The sequence below is a fragment of the Pseudoduganella sp. GW821-FHT12E03 genome, assembly GCF_058807115.1.
The window spans coordinates 500,051-518,476 of record NZ_JBXAQJ010000003.1 but is presented as its reverse complement, the minus strand read 5'-3'; the positions used below and the strand labels follow the sequence as shown (position 1 = coordinate 518,476).

13 protein-coding genes are annotated in these 18,426 nt (G+C 61.7%); 10 read left to right on the top strand and 3 right to left on the bottom strand.

Features of this window, described 5'->3' with window-relative positions; translation table 11 throughout:
- Positions 1-133: 133 nt before the first annotated feature.
- Positions 134-2,629 (top strand): TonB-dependent receptor plug domain-containing protein, encoded by a 2,496-nt coding sequence (locus AC1RRC_RS10050; RefSeq protein WP_493055313.1) that lies wholly within the window; start codon positions 134-136, stop codon positions 2,627-2,629.
- Positions 2,630-2,681: 52 nt separating this feature from the next.
- Here AC1RRC_RS10050 and AC1RRC_RS10045 read toward each other — a convergent pair whose 3' ends face one another.
- Positions 2,682-3,140 carry a rhodanese-like domain-containing protein gene (locus tag AC1RRC_RS10045; protein ID WP_493055312.1) on the bottom strand — a complete coding sequence of 153 codons (459 nt, stop codon included), beginning with the start codon at positions 3,138-3,140 and terminating at the stop codon, positions 2,682-2,684.
- A gap of 384 nt (positions 3,141-3,524) precedes the next feature.
- Here AC1RRC_RS10045 and glnA point away from each other — a divergent pair, with 384 nt between their 5' ends.
- From glnA to AC1RRC_RS10010, 7 genes are all read left to right on the top strand, one after another.
- Positions 3,525-4,940: a type I glutamate--ammonia ligase gene (glnA, locus tag AC1RRC_RS10040; protein ID WP_493055311.1), complete on the top strand. Its 1,416-nt coding sequence runs from the start codon at positions 3,525-3,527 to the stop codon at positions 4,938-4,940.
- A 107-nt stretch (positions 4,941-5,047) separates the two neighbouring features.
- The gene (locus tag AC1RRC_RS10035; RefSeq protein WP_493055310.1) at positions 5,048-5,545 is read left to right on the top strand and encodes a DUF4124 domain-containing protein; all 498 of its coding nucleotides are present in this window, start codon (positions 5,048-5,050) and stop codon (positions 5,543-5,545) included.
- A 40-nt stretch (positions 5,546-5,585) separates the two neighbouring features.
- Positions 5,586-6,680: a nitrogen regulation protein NR(II) gene (glnL, locus tag AC1RRC_RS10030; RefSeq protein ID WP_493055309.1), complete on the top strand. Its 1,095-nt coding sequence runs from the start codon at positions 5,586-5,588 to the stop codon at positions 6,678-6,680.
- Between the two features lie 91 nt (positions 6,681-6,771).
- Positions 6,772-8,346: a nitrogen regulation protein NR(I) gene (ntrC, locus tag AC1RRC_RS10025; RefSeq protein WP_493055308.1), complete on the top strand. Its 1,575-nt coding sequence runs from the start codon at positions 6,772-6,774 to the stop codon at positions 8,344-8,346.
- A 74-nt stretch (positions 8,347-8,420) separates the two neighbouring features.
- Positions 8,421-9,386, top strand: coding sequence for a magnesium/cobalt transporter CorA (gene corA / locus AC1RRC_RS10020; protein ID WP_493055307.1), 966 nt, complete (start codon positions 8,421-8,423; stop codon positions 9,384-9,386).
- A 131-nt stretch (positions 9,387-9,517) separates the two neighbouring features.
- Complete coding sequence (locus AC1RRC_RS10015) at positions 9,518-11,068, top strand: HD domain-containing phosphohydrolase (RefSeq protein ID WP_493055306.1); 1,551 nt, start codon at positions 9,518-9,520, stop codon at positions 11,066-11,068.
- 12 nt (positions 11,069-11,080) lie between these two features.
- The gene (locus AC1RRC_RS10010) at positions 11,081-12,424 is read left to right on the top strand and encodes an ATP-binding protein (protein WP_493055305.1); all 1,344 of its coding nucleotides are present in this window, start codon (positions 11,081-11,083) and stop codon (positions 12,422-12,424) included.
- 101 nt (positions 12,425-12,525) lie between these two features.
- On the opposite strand, the gene AC1RRC_RS10005 is transcribed toward AC1RRC_RS10010, so the two are convergent.
- Together AC1RRC_RS10005 and AC1RRC_RS10000 are read right to left on the bottom strand one after the other, a co-directional pair.
- Positions 12,526-14,157: an NAD(P)/FAD-dependent oxidoreductase gene (locus tag AC1RRC_RS10005; protein WP_493055304.1), complete on the bottom strand. Its 1,632-nt coding sequence runs from the start codon at positions 14,155-14,157 to the stop codon at positions 12,526-12,528.
- 185 nt (positions 14,158-14,342) lie between these two features.
- Positions 14,343-15,068: a 16S rRNA (uracil(1498)-N(3))-methyltransferase gene (locus tag AC1RRC_RS10000; protein ID WP_493055303.1), complete on the bottom strand. Its 726-nt coding sequence runs from the start codon at positions 15,066-15,068 to the stop codon at positions 14,343-14,345.
- A gap of 155 nt (positions 15,069-15,223) precedes the next feature.
- Here AC1RRC_RS10000 and tkt point away from each other — a divergent pair, with 155 nt between their 5' ends.
- Positions 15,224-17,221, top strand: a complete 1,998-nt coding sequence (tkt, locus tag AC1RRC_RS09995; RefSeq protein ID WP_493055302.1) for a transketolase — start codon at positions 15,224-15,226, stop codon at positions 17,219-17,221.
- A 30-nt stretch (positions 17,222-17,251) separates the two neighbouring features.
- A complete protein-coding gene (gene gap / locus AC1RRC_RS09990; RefSeq protein ID WP_493055301.1) occupies positions 17,252-18,262 on the top strand; it encodes a type I glyceraldehyde-3-phosphate dehydrogenase in 1,011 nt (336 codons plus the stop codon).
- Positions 18,263-18,426 lie beyond the last annotated feature (164 nt).

The following is an 18,426-nucleotide window of genomic DNA, read 5'->3' as shown; positions in this document are numbered from 1 at the left end:
ATAAGCGTTGTATATCGATGCTTATGACAGAATTTACTTTGACTTGGCATTTGCGACCTCGCAATATTGTTAAACGCTTACGCAGAGAAGCGGACGTTCTTTCACTATTGCAGCCACATAAAACGAGGTAGTAATGCAGAGAAACGCTATTCCCCACAAGCGCAGCATGGCATTGGCCATTGCCGCAGTGTTCGTCACCGGCGCCGCCAGCGTCACCGCCGTCCAGGCCCAGCAATCCAGCGAAGACACCACCACCGTGGTCGTGACGGGTACCCGGGTTGCCAACCGCACCGCCACCGATACCGCCGCGCCGATCGACATCATCAGCGCCGAGACGCTGAAAAACACCGGTGTGTCTGAAGTATCGCAAGCGCTGTCGGTGTCGCTGCCCTCGATGAACTTCCCCCGCCCCGGCCTGTCGGACGGCACCGATACCGTGCGCCCGGCCTCGCTGCGCGGCCTGGCGCCGGACCAGTCGCTGGTCATGGTCAATTCCAAGCGCCGCCACAGTTCGTCGCTGGTCAACACCAACCAGACCATTGGCCGCGGTTCGTCGTCCGTGGATTTGAACACGATCCCGAGTGCGATCATCAAAAGCATCGAAGTGCTGCGCGATGGCGCGTCCGCGCAATACGGTTCCGATGCGATTGCCGGCGTGGTCAACCTGCGCCTGCGCACCGATAAGACCGGCGGCGAAATCACGGCCAGCTATGGCGAACGCCGCACCGATTACGACTTCATCGCCGGTGCGCTGCCCACGGGCGCCACCTGGGACGCGAAAACGTCGCGCAAGCGCAATGACGGCGGCACGGCCACCATCAGCGGCTGGAAAGGCCTGGAGCTGGGCGAGGGCGGCTACCTCGTGATTGCCGCGGAATACAAGGACCAGGACCACACGGAGCGCAGCGGCTACGACATCCGCCAGCAATACCCGCTGGTGGCGGGCGCCTTCGATCCGCGCGAAAAAACCATCAACCGTTTCAACGCCTGGTATGGCGAACCGGAATTGCAGCAATCGACGGTGTTCGTCAATGCCGGCATTCCATTGTCGGGTGGCGCAAAACTGTATGGCTGGACCAGCTACCAGCAGCGCGACGCCACCTCGGCCGGCTTCTTCCGCCGCGCGCTGCAAGACCAGAACATCATTTCGATTTATCCGGACGGCTTCCTGCCGCTGATCGCGCCGGACGTGTCCGACTTTGCCGCCACCGGCGGCGTCACCTGGACAGTGGGTGAATGGGACTTCGATGCGTCGCTGGGCTACGGCAAGAACCGCATGGAATACACCATCAAGAATACCTTGAACCGTTCCATCGGCCCGACCAGCAAGACGGTCTTCGACGCGGGTGGTTACTGGTATGACCAGCTGGTGGCCAACTTGTCGGCCGTGCGCAGTGTCGAGGCCGGCCTGGCGTCGCCGCTGAACGTGGCGGTCGGTGCGGAAGCGCGCCGCGAAGGCTATAACCTGTTTGCCGGTGAACCGGATTCGTGGCGCTATGGCGGCCAGGTGCTGGCCAATGGCACGCCGGCCGCGCCGGGTGCGCAAGTGTTCCCGGGCTTCCGTCCGGCCGATGCGTCGAAGACGCACCGCACCGCGGTGTCCGCTTATGTCGACCTGGAAGCGAACCTCGCGAAAAACTTCCTGGTCTCGGCGGCGGTGCGCGGTGAACACTACTCGGACTTTGGCAACAGCCTGTCCGGCAAGCTGGCCGGCCGCTATGACTTTGCGCCGGAATTCGCGCTGCGCGGTTCGGTGCAAAACGGCTTCCGCGCGCCATCGCTGCAACAGCAAAACTTCACCACCACTTCGACCAACTTCATCAACGGCGTGCCGTTTGAAATCACGACTTTCAAGCCGAGCGCACCGGCCGCCATTGCCCTGGGCGCGAAACCGCTGGATGCGGAAAAGTCGGTGAACTTCTCGCTCGGTTCCGTGATCAAGGCGGGCAAGGGCACCATCACCGTGGATGCCTTCCACATCAAGATCAAGGACCGCATCGTGCTGTCGGAAAACCTGACGGCCACTAATGTGCGCGATTACCTGACCAAACAGGGATTCATCGGTGTCGGCGGCGGCCGCTTCTTCATCAACGGTGTCGATACCACCACCCAGGGTGTCGATGTGGTCAGCAGCTGGCCGGTCAATACCGGCGGTTATGGCAAGCTTGATTTCACCCTGGCGGCCAATTACACCAAGACCGACGTCGACAAGGTGCCGACCACGGCACAGCTGGCGGCCCTGTCGCCGGCGCCGGTGCTGTTTGACCGCATCAACGTGCTGACCTTCACCGATGGCACGCCGAAGACCAAGTTCATTGCCAGCAGCACGTGGAGCCATGGCCCGTTCGGCTTGACCGCGCGCGCCACCCGCTATGGCAAGATCCTCGCGCCCGGCACCACGGCGGCGCTGGACTTCTGGCTCAGCGCGAAAACGCTGGTGGACCTGGAAGGCCGCTATGCGTTCACCAAGAAGCTGTCGCTGGCGGTGGGCGCGGATAACGTGTTCGACAAATACCCGGACCCGTTCCCTGCCACCTTGAACACCACCGGCAATGCGCCGTTCTCGAACTATTCGCCATTCGGACGGTCGGGGCGGTATGTGTATGCGCGCCTGAATTACACGTTGTAATTACAGGAAGCAAAAAACAAACCCCGGCAAGCCGGGGTTTGTTTTTGATGGATTAAGCGCCGACCCAGGGCAGCCCCGCCTTGCACCAGCCGCCCACCGTCTTGCGGTGGCCCGCGCCATCCTTGTCGCCCTCGAATCCTTCCAGGATGTCATAGCACCGCGTGTAGCCGGCTTCCGTCGCCAGCTTGGCCGAGTGGCGCGAGCGCACGCCGGAGCGGCACAGGAACAGCAACACCTGGTCTTTCGCCGCAACGGCATTGAGCTGCGCCACGAATTCCGGATTCGGTACGCCGCCCGGATAGGTGCTCCACTGGACCGCGCCATGCTGCCCTTCCGGCAAGGCCACACGGCCGACCCAGTCGCGCTCCGCGTTGGTGCGCACATCGATCAGTTTCACTTGGGAATCCGCTTGCAGCAGTTCAAAGGCTTCCTGCGGGGTGACCGCGCCCGCATAGGGCAGGGAAGTATCGCGCTGGCTTGCGCGTTGCAAAATGATAGCAATAGTACTCATGGCGATTTTCCCACTGAAGGTGACAATATTGCGTTTATTATAGTGCGCGAATCGGCTGCGCCAGATCATGGCAAGTATTGCTCAACACACGCCCACGACATGTTGCACCAGATTGATGCATTTTGCCGTTGTCATGATTTTTCGCACCAAGCTTGTGCAAATTTTTGAATATGCACTGTTTTGGTGCTATGTTGAGGATGCGCAAAAGTAGTGCATTGACGCGCCGCTCGATTCCGGAAGTCGTTGTTTGCAGAATGAAAGCAGTCTGTTCGTCAACATTGTGGCTTATGCTGGCACACTTCCTGCTTATACGTTTTACGAGTTTTAAGTCGCACGCACTACTGACCAGCGTGGGCTGACCCACTTTTTCACTAGGAGATACGCATGGCAATTACCGCCGCAGAAGTCTTGAAAATGGTTGAAGAACACGAAGTTAAATTCGTGGATTTCCGCTTTGCCGATACCCGTGGTAAAGAACAGCACGTCACCGTGCCGGTGTCGCACTTCGACATCGACAAGTTCGAATCGGGCCACGCTTTCGACGGTTCGTCGATCGCCGGCTGGAAAGGTATCGAAGCTTCGGACATGATCCTGCTGCCGGACCCGAACACTGCCCGTATCGACCCATTCTTCGAAGAAACCACCCTGTTCATGCAGTGCGACGTGATCGAACCGTCGGACGGCAAGGGCTACGACCGTGACCCACGCTCCATCGCCAAGCGCGCTGAAGCCTACCTGAAAGCTTCCGGCCTGGGCGACACCGCCTACTTCGGCCCGGAGCCGGAATTCTTCATCTTCGACTCCGTCAAATGGAAAATCGACATGTCGGGTTGCTCGGTCAAGATCGATTCCGACGAAGCTTCGTGGTCGACCGACAAGGATATCGAAGGCGGCAACAGCGGCCACCGTCCAACCGTCAAAGGCGGCTACTTCCCAGTGCCACCAGTCGATTCGTTCCAGGACATGCGTTCGGAAATGTGCCTGATCCTGGAATCCCTGGGCATTCCAGTCGAAGTGCACCACCACGAAGTGGCCGGCGCCGGCCAGAATGAAATCGGCACCAAGTTCTCGACCCTGGTCGAGCGCGCCGACTGGACCCAGAACATGAAGTACGTGATCTGGAACGTGGCCCACTCGTATGGCAAAACCGCCACCTTCATGCCAAAACCTATCGTTGGCGACAACGGTTCGGGCATGCACGTGCACCAGTCGATCTGGAAAGACGGCAAAAACCTGTTCGCCGGCGACGGCTATGCAGGCCTGTCCGACTTCGCGCTGTACTACATCGGCGGCATCATCAAGCACGCCAAGGCACTGAATGCGATCACCAACCCAGGCACCAACTCGTACAAGCGTCTGGTTCCAGGCTACGAAGCACCAGTGAAACTGGCTTACTCGGCACGTAACCGTTCCGCATCGATCCGTATTCCACACGTGGCCAATCCAAAAGGCCGCCGTATCGAAACCCGCTTCCCGGACCCACTGGCAAACCCATACCTGTGCTTCGCAGCACTGATGATGGCCGGCCTGGACGGCGTGCAGAACAAGATCCACCCGGGCGAAGCAGCGTCGAAAGACCTGTACCACCTGCCACCGGAAGAAGATGCACTGATCCCAACCGTCTGCGCATCGCTGGAAGAAGCCCTGGACGCACTGAACAAAGACCGTGAGTTCCTGACCCGCGGCGGCGTCTTCACCGATTCGATGATCGATGCCTACGTCGACCTGAAGATGACGGAAGTAACCCGCATGCGCCAGACCACGCACCCGGTCGAATTCGACATGTACTACTCCGTTTAACGGAGCCAGGCGCCTGTCCCGGTACGCCACGGGGCAGGCTCCACAGCAACGCGAGGACAGCCATGCTCTCCTCGCGTTTTTTTTACCGGATGTTGTATAGTCGGGGCATGACTAACTGGACCAGACCCGTCATTGCCGCCACGCTGATGTTGATGTTGCAAGGTGTGCAGGCGCAGCAAATTTTCCTGTGCGTGGATGCCGCCGGCCATAAGGAGCTGACGGATACCCGCAAGGGCCCGCATTGCCGGCCACTCGACGTGCCGGGCGGGCAAATTGCCGCGCCCAAGGCCCGCTCGGACAGCGCGCAGCGCCCTCGTGCGGCGGCCCAGGCCGCCACGGCGCCGTCGGACTTTCCCCGCGTCGACACCAGCGAACAGCGTGCGCGCGACGCCGACCGGCGCCAGATCCTGCAAGAGGAATTGAACGGGGAACTGGGCAAGCTGGCGGAGATGAAGCGCGAGTACAACAATGGCGAGCCTGAACGGCGTGGCGACGAGCGCAATTATGCGAAGTACCAGGAGCGGGTCGCCAACCTGAAAGACAGCATCAGCCGGTCGGAAAAAAATGTGGAAGCCTTAAGGCGGGAAATTTCAAATATCCGGTAAGGCGGCGGCGCCAATGCCGCTCCACGTGGAAGGAAGGCAAATGAGCCTGATTACCAATCTCGCCCGCAGCGGCGGCCGGCCGTCGTATGCCGGCCTGGATCTGCTGGCATCTGGTGTGATCCTGCTCGACCTGGGCGGCCACATTGTGTACGCCAATGCGGCAGCGGAAAACTTGCTGGAAAGTTCGCTGAAGGCGCTGTCGCGCCAAAAGCTGTCCGCGCTGTTTTCCAATCCCGATGAACTGGCCAACATCATCGCGCAGGCGCGTGAACATAAATACTCGGATTTGCGGCAAGACTTGACCCTGGAGCGGATCGGCAAAGACCCGCTGCAAGTCCACACCATCGTGGCTGCGCTCGATGAAGATGACCTGATCCTGATTGAATTGCGTGAAAACGTACAGCAACTCAAGCTGGACCGGGAAGAGCGCATCCTCGACCAAAGCCAGGTCAACAAGGAATTGATCCGCAACCTGGCCCATGAAATCAAGAATCCACTGGGCGGCTTGCGCGGCGCCGCGCAATTGCTGGAAATGGAATTGCCGCCGCGGCACCTGGCCGAATTGCGCGAATACACGCAAGTCATCATCAAGGAAGCGGACCGCCTGCAAACCCTGGTGGACCGCCTGCTGGCGCCGCACCGCCGCCCGCACATCGTGGGCGACGTGAATATCCATGAAGTATGCGAACGGGTGCGCAGCCTGATCCTGGCGGAATTCCCCACCGGGCTGACGATCCGCCGCGATTACGACGCCTCGATTCCGGAATTCCGGGGCGACAAGGAACAACTGATCCAGACCGTACTGAACATTGCGCACAATGCCGCGCAGGCGCTGTCCGAACGGATTGCGCAAGGCGATGCGGAACTGATTTTCCGCACGCGGATCGGGCGGCAAGTCACCCTGGCGAAGGTGCGCTATAACCTGGCATTAGATTTGCATATCATCGACAACGGACCGGGCATTCCACCCCAGATCCGCGACCGCATTTTTTATCCGCTGGTATCCGGGCGGGATGGCGGTAGCGGCCTGGGGCTGACATTGGCTCAAACCTTCGTGCAACAGCACCTGGGGGTGATCGAGTGTGAAAGCCGGCCCGGGCTGACGGATTTCCGGATCTTGCTGCCGCTGCCTTAGATAGTGGTACCTGACACCTGTGGTATCAGGCACCAGGAATGGCATGTAGCAGTTTCCATTGACGATCGATAATGCGGGAAGTACAGAATACATGAAGCCAATCTGGATAGTAGACGACGACGAATCGATCCGCTGGGTACTGGAAAAAGCGCTGGCGCGGGAAAACCTTGCCACCCGCAGTTTTGCCAACGCCCGCGATGCGATCGCCGCGCTGGACCGCGAAACGCCGCAAGTGCTGGTGTCCGACATCCGCATGCCGGGCGATTCCGGCCTGGACTTGCTGGCGGTGGTCAAGGAACGCTTGCCGGCATTGCCCGTCATTATTATCACGGCGTTTTCCGACCTGGATTCCGCCGTGGCGGCGTTCCAGGGCGGCGCCTTCGAATACCTGGCCAAGCCGTTCGATATCGACAAGGCCGTGGAATTGATCCGCCGCGCGCTGGAAGAAAGCCTGCGCGAAGCCAGCGTGGAATCGGGGCCGGCCGATACGCCGGAAATCCTGGGCCAGGCGCCCGCCATGCAGGAAGTGTTCCGCGCCATCGGCCGCCTGTCGCAATCGAATGTCACCGTGCTGATCACGGGCGAATCCGGCACCGGCAAGGAACTGGTGGCGCGCGCCTTGCACAAGCACAGCCCGCGCGCGTCGCAGCCGTTCGTCGCCATCAACACGGCGGCGATCCCGAAAGACTTGCTCGAGTCCGAATTGTTCGGCCACGAGCGGGGCGCGTTCACCGGCGCGCAAACCACGCGCCGGGGTCGGTTTGAACAGGCGGAAAACGGCACCCTGTTCATGGATGAAATCGGCGACATGCCGTTTGATTTGCAAACGCGCTTGCTGCGCGTGCTGTCCGATGGCCATTTCTACCGTGTCGGCGGGCACCAGCCGCTGAAGGCGAATGTGCGCGTGATTACCGCGACGCACCAAAATCTGGAGCAGCGTGTCCGGGATGGGCTGTTCCGGGAAGACTTGTATCACCGTTTGAACGTGATTCGCTTGCGGCTGCCCTCTTTGAGGGAGCGGCGCGAAGATATCCCCATTTTGGTGCGCCACTTCTTGGTGCAAAGCGCCAAACAGCTGGGCGTGGAAGCCAAGCGCATGAGCGACTCCGCACTGCAATTTTTGTGCAGCCTGGAATTGCCCGGCAACGTGCGCCAGCTGGAAAACCTGTGCAACTGGATTACCGTGATGGCGCCCGGCCAGACCGTGGAAGTCAAGGATTTGCCGGTCGAACTGTCGCAGGAGCAGGGCGGCGCCGGGCAGGCGCCAAGCGCACCGCCAGCGCCGAATGCGGCCTGGCATGCGCAGGAACATGGCGGCATGACGCACCACGGCACCGTGCACCCGATGCCGGGGCAGGATGCCGGGCATGGCGTGGTCCATGGCGCCGCGCATGGCAGCGCGAATGGCCATGCGGCCCATGGCGGCGCGGGCGGCCCGGATGGCTGGCTCAACTTGCTGGAAATGCAGGCGGCCGGCATGCTGGCCAGTGGCCAGCAAGATGTGATGGATGTGCTGGGGCGGCAGTTCGAGTCGACCCTGATCCGCGCGGCGCTGCGCCATACCCATGGCCGCAAGAACGATGCGGCGGTGCGCCTCGGGATCGGCCGCAACACCATCACGCGCAAGATTGCGGAACTGGGTATCGACGGCGCCAAGGACGATTGACCCGCTACGCGCGGCGCACTCCTCAGGGACCTGCGCCGCGTGGTAAGCTCCGGTTTTTTGCCACAGATACTCCCATGCTGATCAACTGCTGCGCCTACAAGGAAGGCCATAAACTGGCCGATATCGATGTCGAAGCCATCAGCGACTACATCGAGCGCGGCGACTGCTTCGTGTGGGTTGCGCTGCGCGACGCGGAACCGGCCGAACTGGCAAAAATGCAGGAAGAATTCGGCCTGCACGCACTGGCGGTGGAAGACGCCAGCCGTGGCCACCAGCGTCCCAAGATCGAGGAATACGGCGACTCGCTGTTTACCGTCGTCAAAGTGGTGGAACAGCATGGCGACGAACTGGTGGTGGGCGAAGTCGATATCTTCGTCGGCGCCAACTATGTGCTGTCGAACCGCCAGAACAGCCGCCAGGATTTCCTCGGCGTGCGCTCCCGTGCCGAACGCGAACCGCACTTGCTCAAGCAGGGCCCGTCGTTTGTACTGTATGCGCTGATGGATGCCGTGGTGGACCGCTATTTCCCCATCGTCGATGCGATGGAAGTCGAACTGGAAGCACTGGAAGAACGCATCTTTGCCAAATCGGCCCAGCGCGACAATATCGAACGCCTGTATGCACTCAAGCGCAAAGTCATGATGATGCGCCACGTGGTGACGCCGATGCTCGATGCGGTCGGTAAATTGCATGGCGGCCGCGTGCCTGCCATTTGTGGCGATACGCAGGATTACTTCCGCGACGTGCAAGACCATTTATTCCGCATCACGGCATCGCTCGACACCATCCGCGACACCATCGTCACCGCGATCCAGGTGCACCTGTCGATGGTGGCGCTGGAAGAGGGCGAGGTCAATAAACGCCTGGCGGCTTGGGCCGCCATCTTTGCCGCGCTGACGGCGTGGGCCGGCCTGTGGGGCATGAATTTCAAGTTCATGCCGGAACTGGAATGGAAATACGGCTATCCGATGGCGCTGATCCTGATGTTTTCCACCTCGTACACGCTCTACCGCCGCTTCCGCAAGTCCGGCTGGCTATAGGCTACGTGTTCCCCTGATGGCATGTTGTCATTGGCAACAATCTTGTTGCCAGCTTGTGAAAATGACCAATTGGCGGATGTACAATGTGACATCCTGTAGTGCTCCCTCCGGACGCCCGCCAAGAGGCCGACATGAGCCAAGACGACGATGACATGCTGTTTGACGACGATGCGCCGTCGCAGGGCCCCGTCTCGGGTCCGGCGCCATGGGACATCCTGATCGTCGATGATGAAAAGTCCGTGCACCAGGTCACGGAACTGGTGATGGGCGATTTCACGTTTGATGGGCGCCCGATGCGTTTCACGCATTGCTATTCCGCGGCCGAAGCGCGCGCCCAGCTTGATAAACCCAATCATTTCGCCCTGATCCTGCTGGACGTGGTGATGGAAAGCGAGCACGCGGGGCTGGACCTGGTGCGCCATATCCGCGAAGAGCTGGGCAATAACACCGCGCGCATCGTGCTGCGCACCGGCCAGCCGGGGCAAGCGCCCCAGGCCTACGTGCTGAAATCGTTCGATATCAACGATTACCGCGAAAAGACCGACCTCACGCACGCCAAGCTGACCACCGTGTTTTATTCCGCGCTGCGGGCCTACCGCGACCTCATGCGTCTGGAACGGGCGCGCAACGGCTTGCGCCGCTCGATCGATGCGATTACCCACGTCTGTGACTCCGATAACTTGCGCAGTTTTTGTTCAGCCGTGCTGGAACAGGCCAGCGCCTTGCTGGGCCATGACGGCGAAGGCGTGTGCGCCAGCCGGGTCAATGCCTATGCCGCCGCGAAGCAGGGCGAGAGCCTGAAAGTGCTGGCCGTGACGTCGGCCTATGCCGGGCTGCAATCGGATGAGACGCTGGACCATTTGCCGGTCCCGGTGCGCCACGCCTTCATGCGCTGCATGCGCGAGCGGCGCGACCACCACGGCGACAACTGGTACGCCTGCTATTACCGCACGCGCGAAGGCAATGAAAGCTTGCTGTACATGGCGTTTTCGGACGCCATTGGTGAAGATGACCGCGAATTGCTGGCCATGTTTTCCGCCAATGTGGCCAGCACCTATGAAAAGCTGGTGCAGCGCGAAGAAAGCGCGGCCACGCAGGAAGCGGTCATCGGCATCCTTGGCGAAGCGCTGGAGCGGCGCTCGGCGGTGGCCGGCGCCCATGTGGTGCGGGTCGGGGAAATCGCGGCCATGCTGGCCTGCGCGGCAGGCTTGCCGCCGCCGCTGATCCGCCAGTTGCGGCTGGCCGCCGGTTTGCACGATATCGGCCATAGCGGCGTGCCCGATACCGTGCTCAATACCCCGGGCACGCTGAGCGACGAGCAGTGGACCTTGATGCGCAGCCATTGCCAGACCGGGCGCGAGATGCTGTCCCGCTCGCAGCAGCCGGTGCTGCAGCTGGCCGCCACCATCGCCCATGAACACCACGAACGCTGGGATGGCGGCGGTTATCCGCGCGGCTTGAAGGGGGAGCGCATCAGCATCGCCGGCCGTATCACGGCGCTGGCGGATTTTATCGACGCCATGGTCAGCCCGCGCTGTTACCGGCCGGCCTGGCCGCTGGAACACACACTGGAACAAGTACGGCAGGAAAGCGGACAACGCTTCGATCCCGCCCTGGTGCCGCTGGTGCTGGCACAAACCGATGCGCTGCGCGCACTGTATGCGCGCCTGCCGCCTGCATAAGAGGAACCTGGCATGGACAGCCCTGCCTTATTTGACGAACACGATGGCCGCTTGCTGGCGGAAGCGGCGCTGCGCGGTATCACCGCGTCCACGGCGCGCCTGCGCGGCGAAGAATTCATGCGCACGCTGGTCAAGGACCTGGCGCAAGCGCTGGACGTGACGTATGTGATCGCGGGCCGGGTGATCCGGATGCCGGACGGCGGCGAAGGCATCCGCACGCTGGCGGTATGGGCCGGCCAGCAGCACATCGACAACATGGAATATGGCCTGCTGCACACGCCGTGCCAGGATGTGACCGACCAGACCATGTGCTTCCACGCATGCGGTATCCAGGCCGATTATCCGAAAGATACGCTGCTGGTCGACATGTGCGCGGAAAGCTATATCGGCATGCCGATGATCGATACAGAAGGCAAGACGCTCGGCATCCTGTCGGCCATCGACACCAAGCCGATGGATGAAAACAAGCGGCTATTGGCGCTGTCGCTGCTGTCGATCTTTGCCGCCCGCTGCGCGGCGGAACTGCAGCACCAGGACCGCGAAGCGTTGCTTGAACTTCTGGTGCAGCAGCGCACGGAAGCGTTGCGCGCGACGCAGGCCAGCATGGTGGAGCAGGAAAAAATGGCGGCGCTGGGCGCGCTGGTGGCGGGCGTGGCGCATGAAGTCAATACGCCGATCGGCGTGGCCGTGACGGCGGCGTCGGGCATGAGCGCCTATGCGGATCAGATGGTGGAGACCTTGAACAGCCCGAAAGTCAGCCGCTCGGAGCTGCTTGGCGTGGCGACGCGGCTGAAGGGAGCGGCCAGCCTGATCGAACAAAACCTGGCGCGCGCCGCGGAATTGATCGGCAATTTCAAGCAGCTGGCGGTGGACCAGGGCACGGAACACGTGACGGAGCTGGCGCTGCACGACTATGTGCATGGCGTGGTGTCGGCGCACAGCCCGGAATTGCGCAAGGGGACGATCCACGTTGAACTGGATATTCCCGACACCTTGCGGCCCCGTCTGCCGGCTGGCAAGGTGTCGCAAATCCTGTCGAATTTCCTGATGAATTCAGCCAAGCATGGCTATCCGGAAGGCGGTCCGGGCCTGGTGACCATTTCCGCCCGCGAAGAGGCGGCGGAGGGCGCGCGCTGGCTGAAGATGGAATTCACCGATGACGGCATCGGCCTGGCGCCCGGCATCCGCGAACGCGTGTTCGAACCGTTCTTCACCACCAAGCGCGGGCAGGGCGGTTCCGGCCTGGGCATGCATATCGTGTACACGATCGTGCACCAGATGGGCGGCAAGGTGTGGGCGGATGCGGACGTGGAAAAGGGGTGCCGGTTCCACGTCCGGTTGCCATTGAAACCGTAGGGGGGATTCCGCGCAGCGGAAGCCACCATGCATGCGCTGCCGCCAGCGCGTGCGGCGGCGCGATGCGTGCGCGGCGGCTTTCGCCTTTGGCGAAAACCGCCCTACGATTTGTCGGCAGCTTGCATGGCCAGCGCCACGGCTTCGGCCACCTTGATGCCATCGACACCGGCCGACAAGATCCCGCCGGCATATCCTGCGCCTTCGCCGGCCGGGAACAGCCCGCGCGTATTGAGGCTCTGGAAATCATCGTCGCGGCGCTTGATGCGGATCGGCGATGAGGTACGGGTTTCCAGGCCGGTCAGCACCGCGTCGGCCTTGAAGTAACCCTTGACCTGCTTGTCGAACGCCGGGAACGCTTCGCGCAGCGCGGTCACCGCATATTCCGGCAAGATGGTGGCCAGGTCGGTCAAGGTTACTTGCGGCTTGTACGACGGCACCACGGCGCCGAAGTCCGTCGATGGACGGCCCGCCACGAAGTCGCCCATCAACTGGCCCGGCGCGCTGTAGTTGGAGCCGCCCAGTTCAAACGCTTTTTCTTCCAGGCGGCGCTGGAATTCAATGCCGGCCAGCGGGTGGCCAGGGTAATCTTCCGGCGAAATCGACACCACGATGGCGCTGTTGGCGTTGCGTTCGGCGCGCGAATACTGGCTCATGCCGTTGGTGACCACGCGGCCCGGTTCCGATGCCGCCGCCACCACGGTGCCGCCCGGGCACATGCAGAAGCTGTAGACAGCGCGCCCGTTCGAAGCGTGGTGCACCAGCTTGTAGTCGGCCGCGCCCAGGAGCGGGTGGCCCGCGTTCGGGCCGAAGCGGCACTGGTCGATCAGCGATTGCGGGTGTTCGACGCGGAAACCGATCGAGAACGGTTTGGCCTCGATGTACACGCCGCGTTCATACAGCATCTCGAAGGTGTCGCGCGCGCTGTGGCCGATCGCCAGCACCACGTGGTTGGTGGCCAGCTTGCCGCCGTCAGCCAGTTGCAGGCCGCGCACGTGGCGCTCGCCATTGATTTCTTCGATGTCGATATCGGTGACGCGCTGCTCGAAGCGGATTTCACCACCGAGCTTGGTTATTTCCTCGCGCATCGCTTCCACCATTTTCACCAGGCGGAAGGTGCCGATGTGCGGCTTGCTGACGTAAATGATTTCTTCCGGCGCACCGGCCTTGACGAATTCCGTCAGCACTTTGCGGCCGTAATGTTTCGGGTCCTTGATCTGGCTGTACAGCTTGCCGTCCGAGAAGGTGCCGGCGCCGCCTTCGCCGAACTGCACGTTCGATTCCGGATTCAGCACGCGCTTGCGCCAGAATCCAAAGGTGTCCTTGGTGCGTTCGCGCACGGTCTTGCCGCGTTCCAGCACGATCGGCTTCAAGCCCATCTGCGCCAGGATCAGCGCCGCGAACAGGCCGCACGGGCCCATGCCGATCACGACCGGGCGCGGCTGTTTGCCATCGGCGTTGACGCCGTGCGCCACGTATTTGTAGCTGGTGTCCGGCGACGGCATCAGGTGCGTGTCGCGCTGGTTGCGTTGCAGGATGCCGGCATCGTCCGTGGTTTCCACGTCCACCGAATAGATCAGCACGATATTGGCCTTCTTGCGCGCATCATAGCTGCGCTTGAAGACCGTGAAGCCGGTCATCTGGTCGGCGGTGATGCCGAGGCGGGCCAGGATCGCGGCCGGCAATTCTTCTTCGGTGTGGTTGAGGGGCAGTTTTACTTCGTTCAGTCGCAGCATGGGGAGTCCAGTCCGTAGTTATCGGGCAGGTTGATCAATGGGGAAACCGGGTATTGTACCGCTGCGCGGGATGCGCCGCCACCGTGTAGGGCCGCAGCAGGAAACCAGGTTCGTGGCCCAATTCCGTAGGGCGGTTTTGGCCGGGGGGCGCCGAGCCAAGGCAAAGCCGCCATGCCCGCAAACCGCTACATTCCGCCCCAGACAGCATTCAGGGCAGAAACGGCCGCCAGCGCCGCCGTTTCGGTCCGCAACACGCGCGGCCCGATCGACAACGCCAGCGCGCCATGCGCCAGCGCCGCGTTTTCCTCTTCGTCGGTAAAGCCGCCTTCCGGCCCGACCATGATGGTCAGTGCCTGCGGCGGCTGGTGGCGCGCCCAGTCGGCCAGCGACTGGGTCGCGCGCGGCGACAGCAGCACGCGGCGGTGCATATCCTGCTGGCTGATCCAGTCGCGGTAGTCCGCCACGGGCGCCAGTTGCGCCAGCCGGTTGCGGCCGCACTGTTCGCTGGCGGAGATAATCACGCCTTGCCAATGCGATAATTTTTTCTCGGCGCGGTCGCCCGCCAGCTTGACCACGCAGCGCCGCGCGGCCAGCGGTTGGACCATCGAGACGCCGAGTTCCACGGCTTTTTCAATGATCCAGTCCATTTTCGACGCTTCCGGCAAGGCCTGGGCCAGGGTGATGGAATACGGCAATTCCGTGTCCTGCGGCGTATAAGCCTTGATGGTGGCGCTGGCGCGGCGTTTTTCCACCGTGTCGAGCACTGCCGTGTATTCGCCGCCATCGCCATTGAACAGGGTGACGCTGTCGCCGGGCGCCAGTCGCACCACGTTGACGTGGTGGGCGACGGTGTCCGGCAAGTCGAGATGCAGGCCGATGGCCAGCGGTTGTGGGCAGTGGAAGCGGGGCATGGATAAGCTTTGCGGTTATAAGTAAATGCGCGGTTGAACGCGCAATTTTAAGCTCCGGCCCCCACCTCTGGTAAAATACTTGGTTATTGCCAGCGGGCTTGCCGCTAAGCCTGTACCTGTTGCACAGATTTCCAACCTTCCGCACTCATTCACAAATGACGACTACGCTCCCTACCACTCAGATGGCCAATGCGATCCGCGCACTGGCAATGGACGCTGTACAAAAAGCTAATTCCGGTCACCCTGGCATGCCGATGGGCATGGCCGAGATCGCGGTGGCGCTGTGGAGCGGCCACCACCGTCATAACCCGACCAACCCGAAATGGGTCAACCGCGACCGCTTCCTGCTGTCGAACGGCCACGGTTCGATGCTGCACTACGCGCTGCTGCACCTGGCAGGCTACGCCGTGACGATGGATGACATCCGTGACTTCCGCCAGATGCATTCGAAGACCCCGGGCCACCCGGAAGTTGACATCACCCCGGGCATTGAGACCACCACCGGTCCGCTGGGCCAGGGTATCGCCAACGCGGTTGGCATGGCGCTGGCCGAATGGCTGCTGGCAAGCGAATTCAACAAGCCTGGTTTCGACATCGTCGACCACTACACCTATGCATTCCTGGGCGACGGCTGCCTGATGGAAGGCATTTCGCACGAAGTGTGCTCGCTGGCCGGCACCCTGGGCCTGAAAAAACTGATCGCCCTGTACGACGACAACGGCATTTCCATCGACGGTAAAGTCGAAGGCTGGTTCACCGACGACACGCCGAAACGCTTCGAAGCGTACGGCTGGAACGTGATCCGCGACGTCGACGGCCACGATGTGGCTGCTGTGGACGCCGCCATCGCCGCCGCGAAAAAGGCCGACAAGCCAACCCTGATCTGCTGCAAAACCATCATCGGCAAAGGTTCGCCGAACCTGCAAGGCGGCGACAAAGTGCACGGCGCCGCGCTGGGCGACAAGGAAATCGCTGCTGTCCGCGAATACATCGGCTGGGACGCCGCACCGTTTGAAGTGCCGGCCGGCGTGTACGCCGCCTGGGACGCGAAAGACGCGGGCGCCAAGCATGAAGCGGAGTGGGTGGCCAAGCTGGAAGGCTACAAAGCGCAATTCCCGAAAGAAGCCGCCGAACTGGCGCGCCGCATGGCGGGCGACCTGCCGGAAAACTTCGATGACGTGCTGAAAGCCGCCATCGCCGCCACGGTGGAAAAGAAAGAAACCATCGCCACCCGTAAAGCCAGCCAGAACGCGATCCAGGCGCTGGCCCACGCGCTGCCGGAATTCCTGGGCGGCTCGGCCGACCTGACCGGCTCGAACCTGACCAACTGGAAAGAAATCGTTCCAGTGCGTTCCGGCCAGCCAGGCAACCACATCAACTACGGCGTGCGCGAATTCGGCATGTCCGCGATCATGAACGGCGTCGCCCTGCACGGCGGCTACATCCCGTTCGGCGCGACCTTCCTGACCTTCTCGGACTACAGCCGCAACGCGCTGCGCATGGCGGCCCTGATGAAACAGCGCGCGCTGTTCGTCTTCACGCACGACTCGATCGGCCTGGGCGAAGACGGCCCGACCCACCAGTCGGTGGAACACGTCTCGTCGATGCGCCTGATCCCGAACCTGGACAACTGGCGTCCGGCCGACACCGTTGAATCGATGGTGGCATGGGGCGAATCCATCAAGCGCAAGAACGGTCCAAGCACCCTGATCTTCTCGCGCCAGAACTTGCCATATCTGGAACGCAGCCAGGCTGTGATCGACAATATCGCCCGCGGCGGCTATGTGCTGAACGACGTGGCCGATGCCAAAGCCATCCTGATCGCCACCGGTTCCGAAGTGGAACTGGCTGTGAAAGCCGCCAGCGCGCTGGCCGCCGAAGGCATCAACGTGCGCGTGGTGTCGATGCCGTCGACCGAAGTATTTGACCGCCAGGACGCCGCTTACAAGGCCAGCGTCCTGACGAAGGGTGTACCGCGCGTGGCGATCGAAGCCGGCGTGACCGATTTCTGGTACAAGTACGTCGGCCTTGAAGGGGCTGTCGTTGGTATCGACACGTTTGGCGAATCGGCGCCTGCAGGCGTGCTGTTCAAGCACTTCGGCTTCACGGTGGACAACGTCGTGGCCAAGGTTAAATCTGTAGTGGTTGCATAACAATATTTTTTATTCAATCAGGAGCTAAGTATGACGATCAAAGTTGCAATCAATGGCTACGGCCGTATCGGCCGTAATGTGCTGCGCGCTTTCTACGAAGGCGGCAAGAAGCATGACATCCAGATCGTTGCGATCAATGACCTGGGTGATGCCAAATCGAATGCGCACCTGACCCGTTATGACACCGCACACGGCAAATTCCCTGGCACCGTCACGGTCGAAGGCGACAACATGATCGTCAACGGCGATCCGATCCGTGTGTTCGCACAGCGCAATCCAGCGGAAATCCCATGGGGCGAGCTGGGTGTGGACGTGGTCCTGGAGTGCACCGGCTTCTTCACCACCAAAGAAAAAGCCTCGGCCCACCTGAAAGGCGGCGCCAAGAAAGTCATCATCTCCGCACCGGGCGGCAAGGATGTCGATGCCACCATCGTGTACGGCGTGAACCACGGCGTGCTGAAAGCATCGGACACCGTGATCTCGAACGCATCGTGCACCACCAACTGCCTGGCCCCGCTGGTCAAGCCGCTGCATGACGCGATCGGCCTGGAAACCGGCCTGATGACCACCGTGCACGCTTACACCAACGACCAGGTACTGTCCGACGTGATGCACGAAGACCTGCGCCGCGCCCGTTCCGCGACCCAGTCGATGATCCCGACCAAGACCGGCGCCGCTGCCGCTGTTGGCCTGGTGCTGCCGGAACTGAACGGCAAGCTGGACGGTTTCGCGATCCGCGTTCCAACCATCAACGTCTCGCTGGTCGACCTGTCGTTCATCGCTTCGCGCGACACCACCGTGGACGAAGTCAACGCGCTGATGAAGGCCGCCGCTGAAGGCGACCTGAAAGAAGTGCTGACCTACCAGACCGAACCACTGGTCTCGATCGACTTCAACCACAACCCGGCATCGTCGAACTTCGATTCGACCCTGACCAAAGTGTCGGGCCGCCTGGTGAAGGTCTCGTCGTGGTACGACAACGAGTGGGGCTTCTCGAACCGCATGCTGGACACCACCGTGGCGCTGATGAACGCTAAGTAATCGGCTGTCGCAGTCACGAAAAACCCGCTTCGGCGGGTTTTTTTACGCCCCAATACTATTGAACCCTAAGCGAATGATAGTACTTTTGGGGCCAGGCCCCTGAAAGACGGCCGCTAAAAGAAAAAGCCCCGGCCATTGCTGGCCGGGGCTTGGGACGGTCAGGC

Bases quoted from the DNA above. Each gene is read 5' to 3' on its own strand.
- AC1RRC_RS10000 (WP_493055303.1), bottom strand. From the start codon at position 15,068: ATGCCCCGCTTCCACTGCCCACAACCGCTGGCCATCGGCCTGCATCTC.
- corA (WP_493055307.1), top strand. From the start codon at position 8,421: ATGCTGATCAACTGCTGCGCCTACAAGGAAGGCCATAAACTGGCCGAT.
- ntrC (WP_493055308.1), top strand. From the start codon at position 6,772: ATGAAGCCAATCTGGATAGTAGACGACGACGAATCGATCCGCTGGGTA.
- AC1RRC_RS10005 (WP_493055304.1), bottom strand. From the start codon at position 14,157: ATGCTGCGACTGAACGAAGTAAAACTGCCCCTCAACCACACCGAAGAA.
- AC1RRC_RS10045 (WP_493055312.1), bottom strand. From the start codon at position 3,140: ATGAGTACTATTGCTATCATTTTGCAACGCGCAAGCCAGCGCGATACT.
- glnA (WP_493055311.1), top strand. From the start codon at position 3,525: ATGGCAATTACCGCCGCAGAAGTCTTGAAAATGGTTGAAGAACACGAA.
- AC1RRC_RS10035 (WP_493055310.1), top strand. From the start codon at position 5,048: ATGACTAACTGGACCAGACCCGTCATTGCCGCCACGCTGATGTTGATG.
- glnL (WP_493055309.1), top strand. From the start codon at position 5,586: ATGAGCCTGATTACCAATCTCGCCCGCAGCGGCGGCCGGCCGTCGTAT.
- AC1RRC_RS10015 (WP_493055306.1), top strand. From the start codon at position 9,518: ATGAGCCAAGACGACGATGACATGCTGTTTGACGACGATGCGCCGTCG.
- gap (WP_493055301.1), top strand. From the start codon at position 17,252: ATGACGATCAAAGTTGCAATCAATGGCTACGGCCGTATCGGCCGTAAT.
- AC1RRC_RS10050 (WP_493055313.1), top strand. From the start codon at position 134: ATGCAGAGAAACGCTATTCCCCACAAGCGCAGCATGGCATTGGCCATT.
- AC1RRC_RS10010 (WP_493055305.1), top strand. From the start codon at position 11,081: ATGGACAGCCCTGCCTTATTTGACGAACACGATGGCCGCTTGCTGGCG.
- tkt (WP_493055302.1), top strand. From the start codon at position 15,224: ATGACGACTACGCTCCCTACCACTCAGATGGCCAATGCGATCCGCGCA.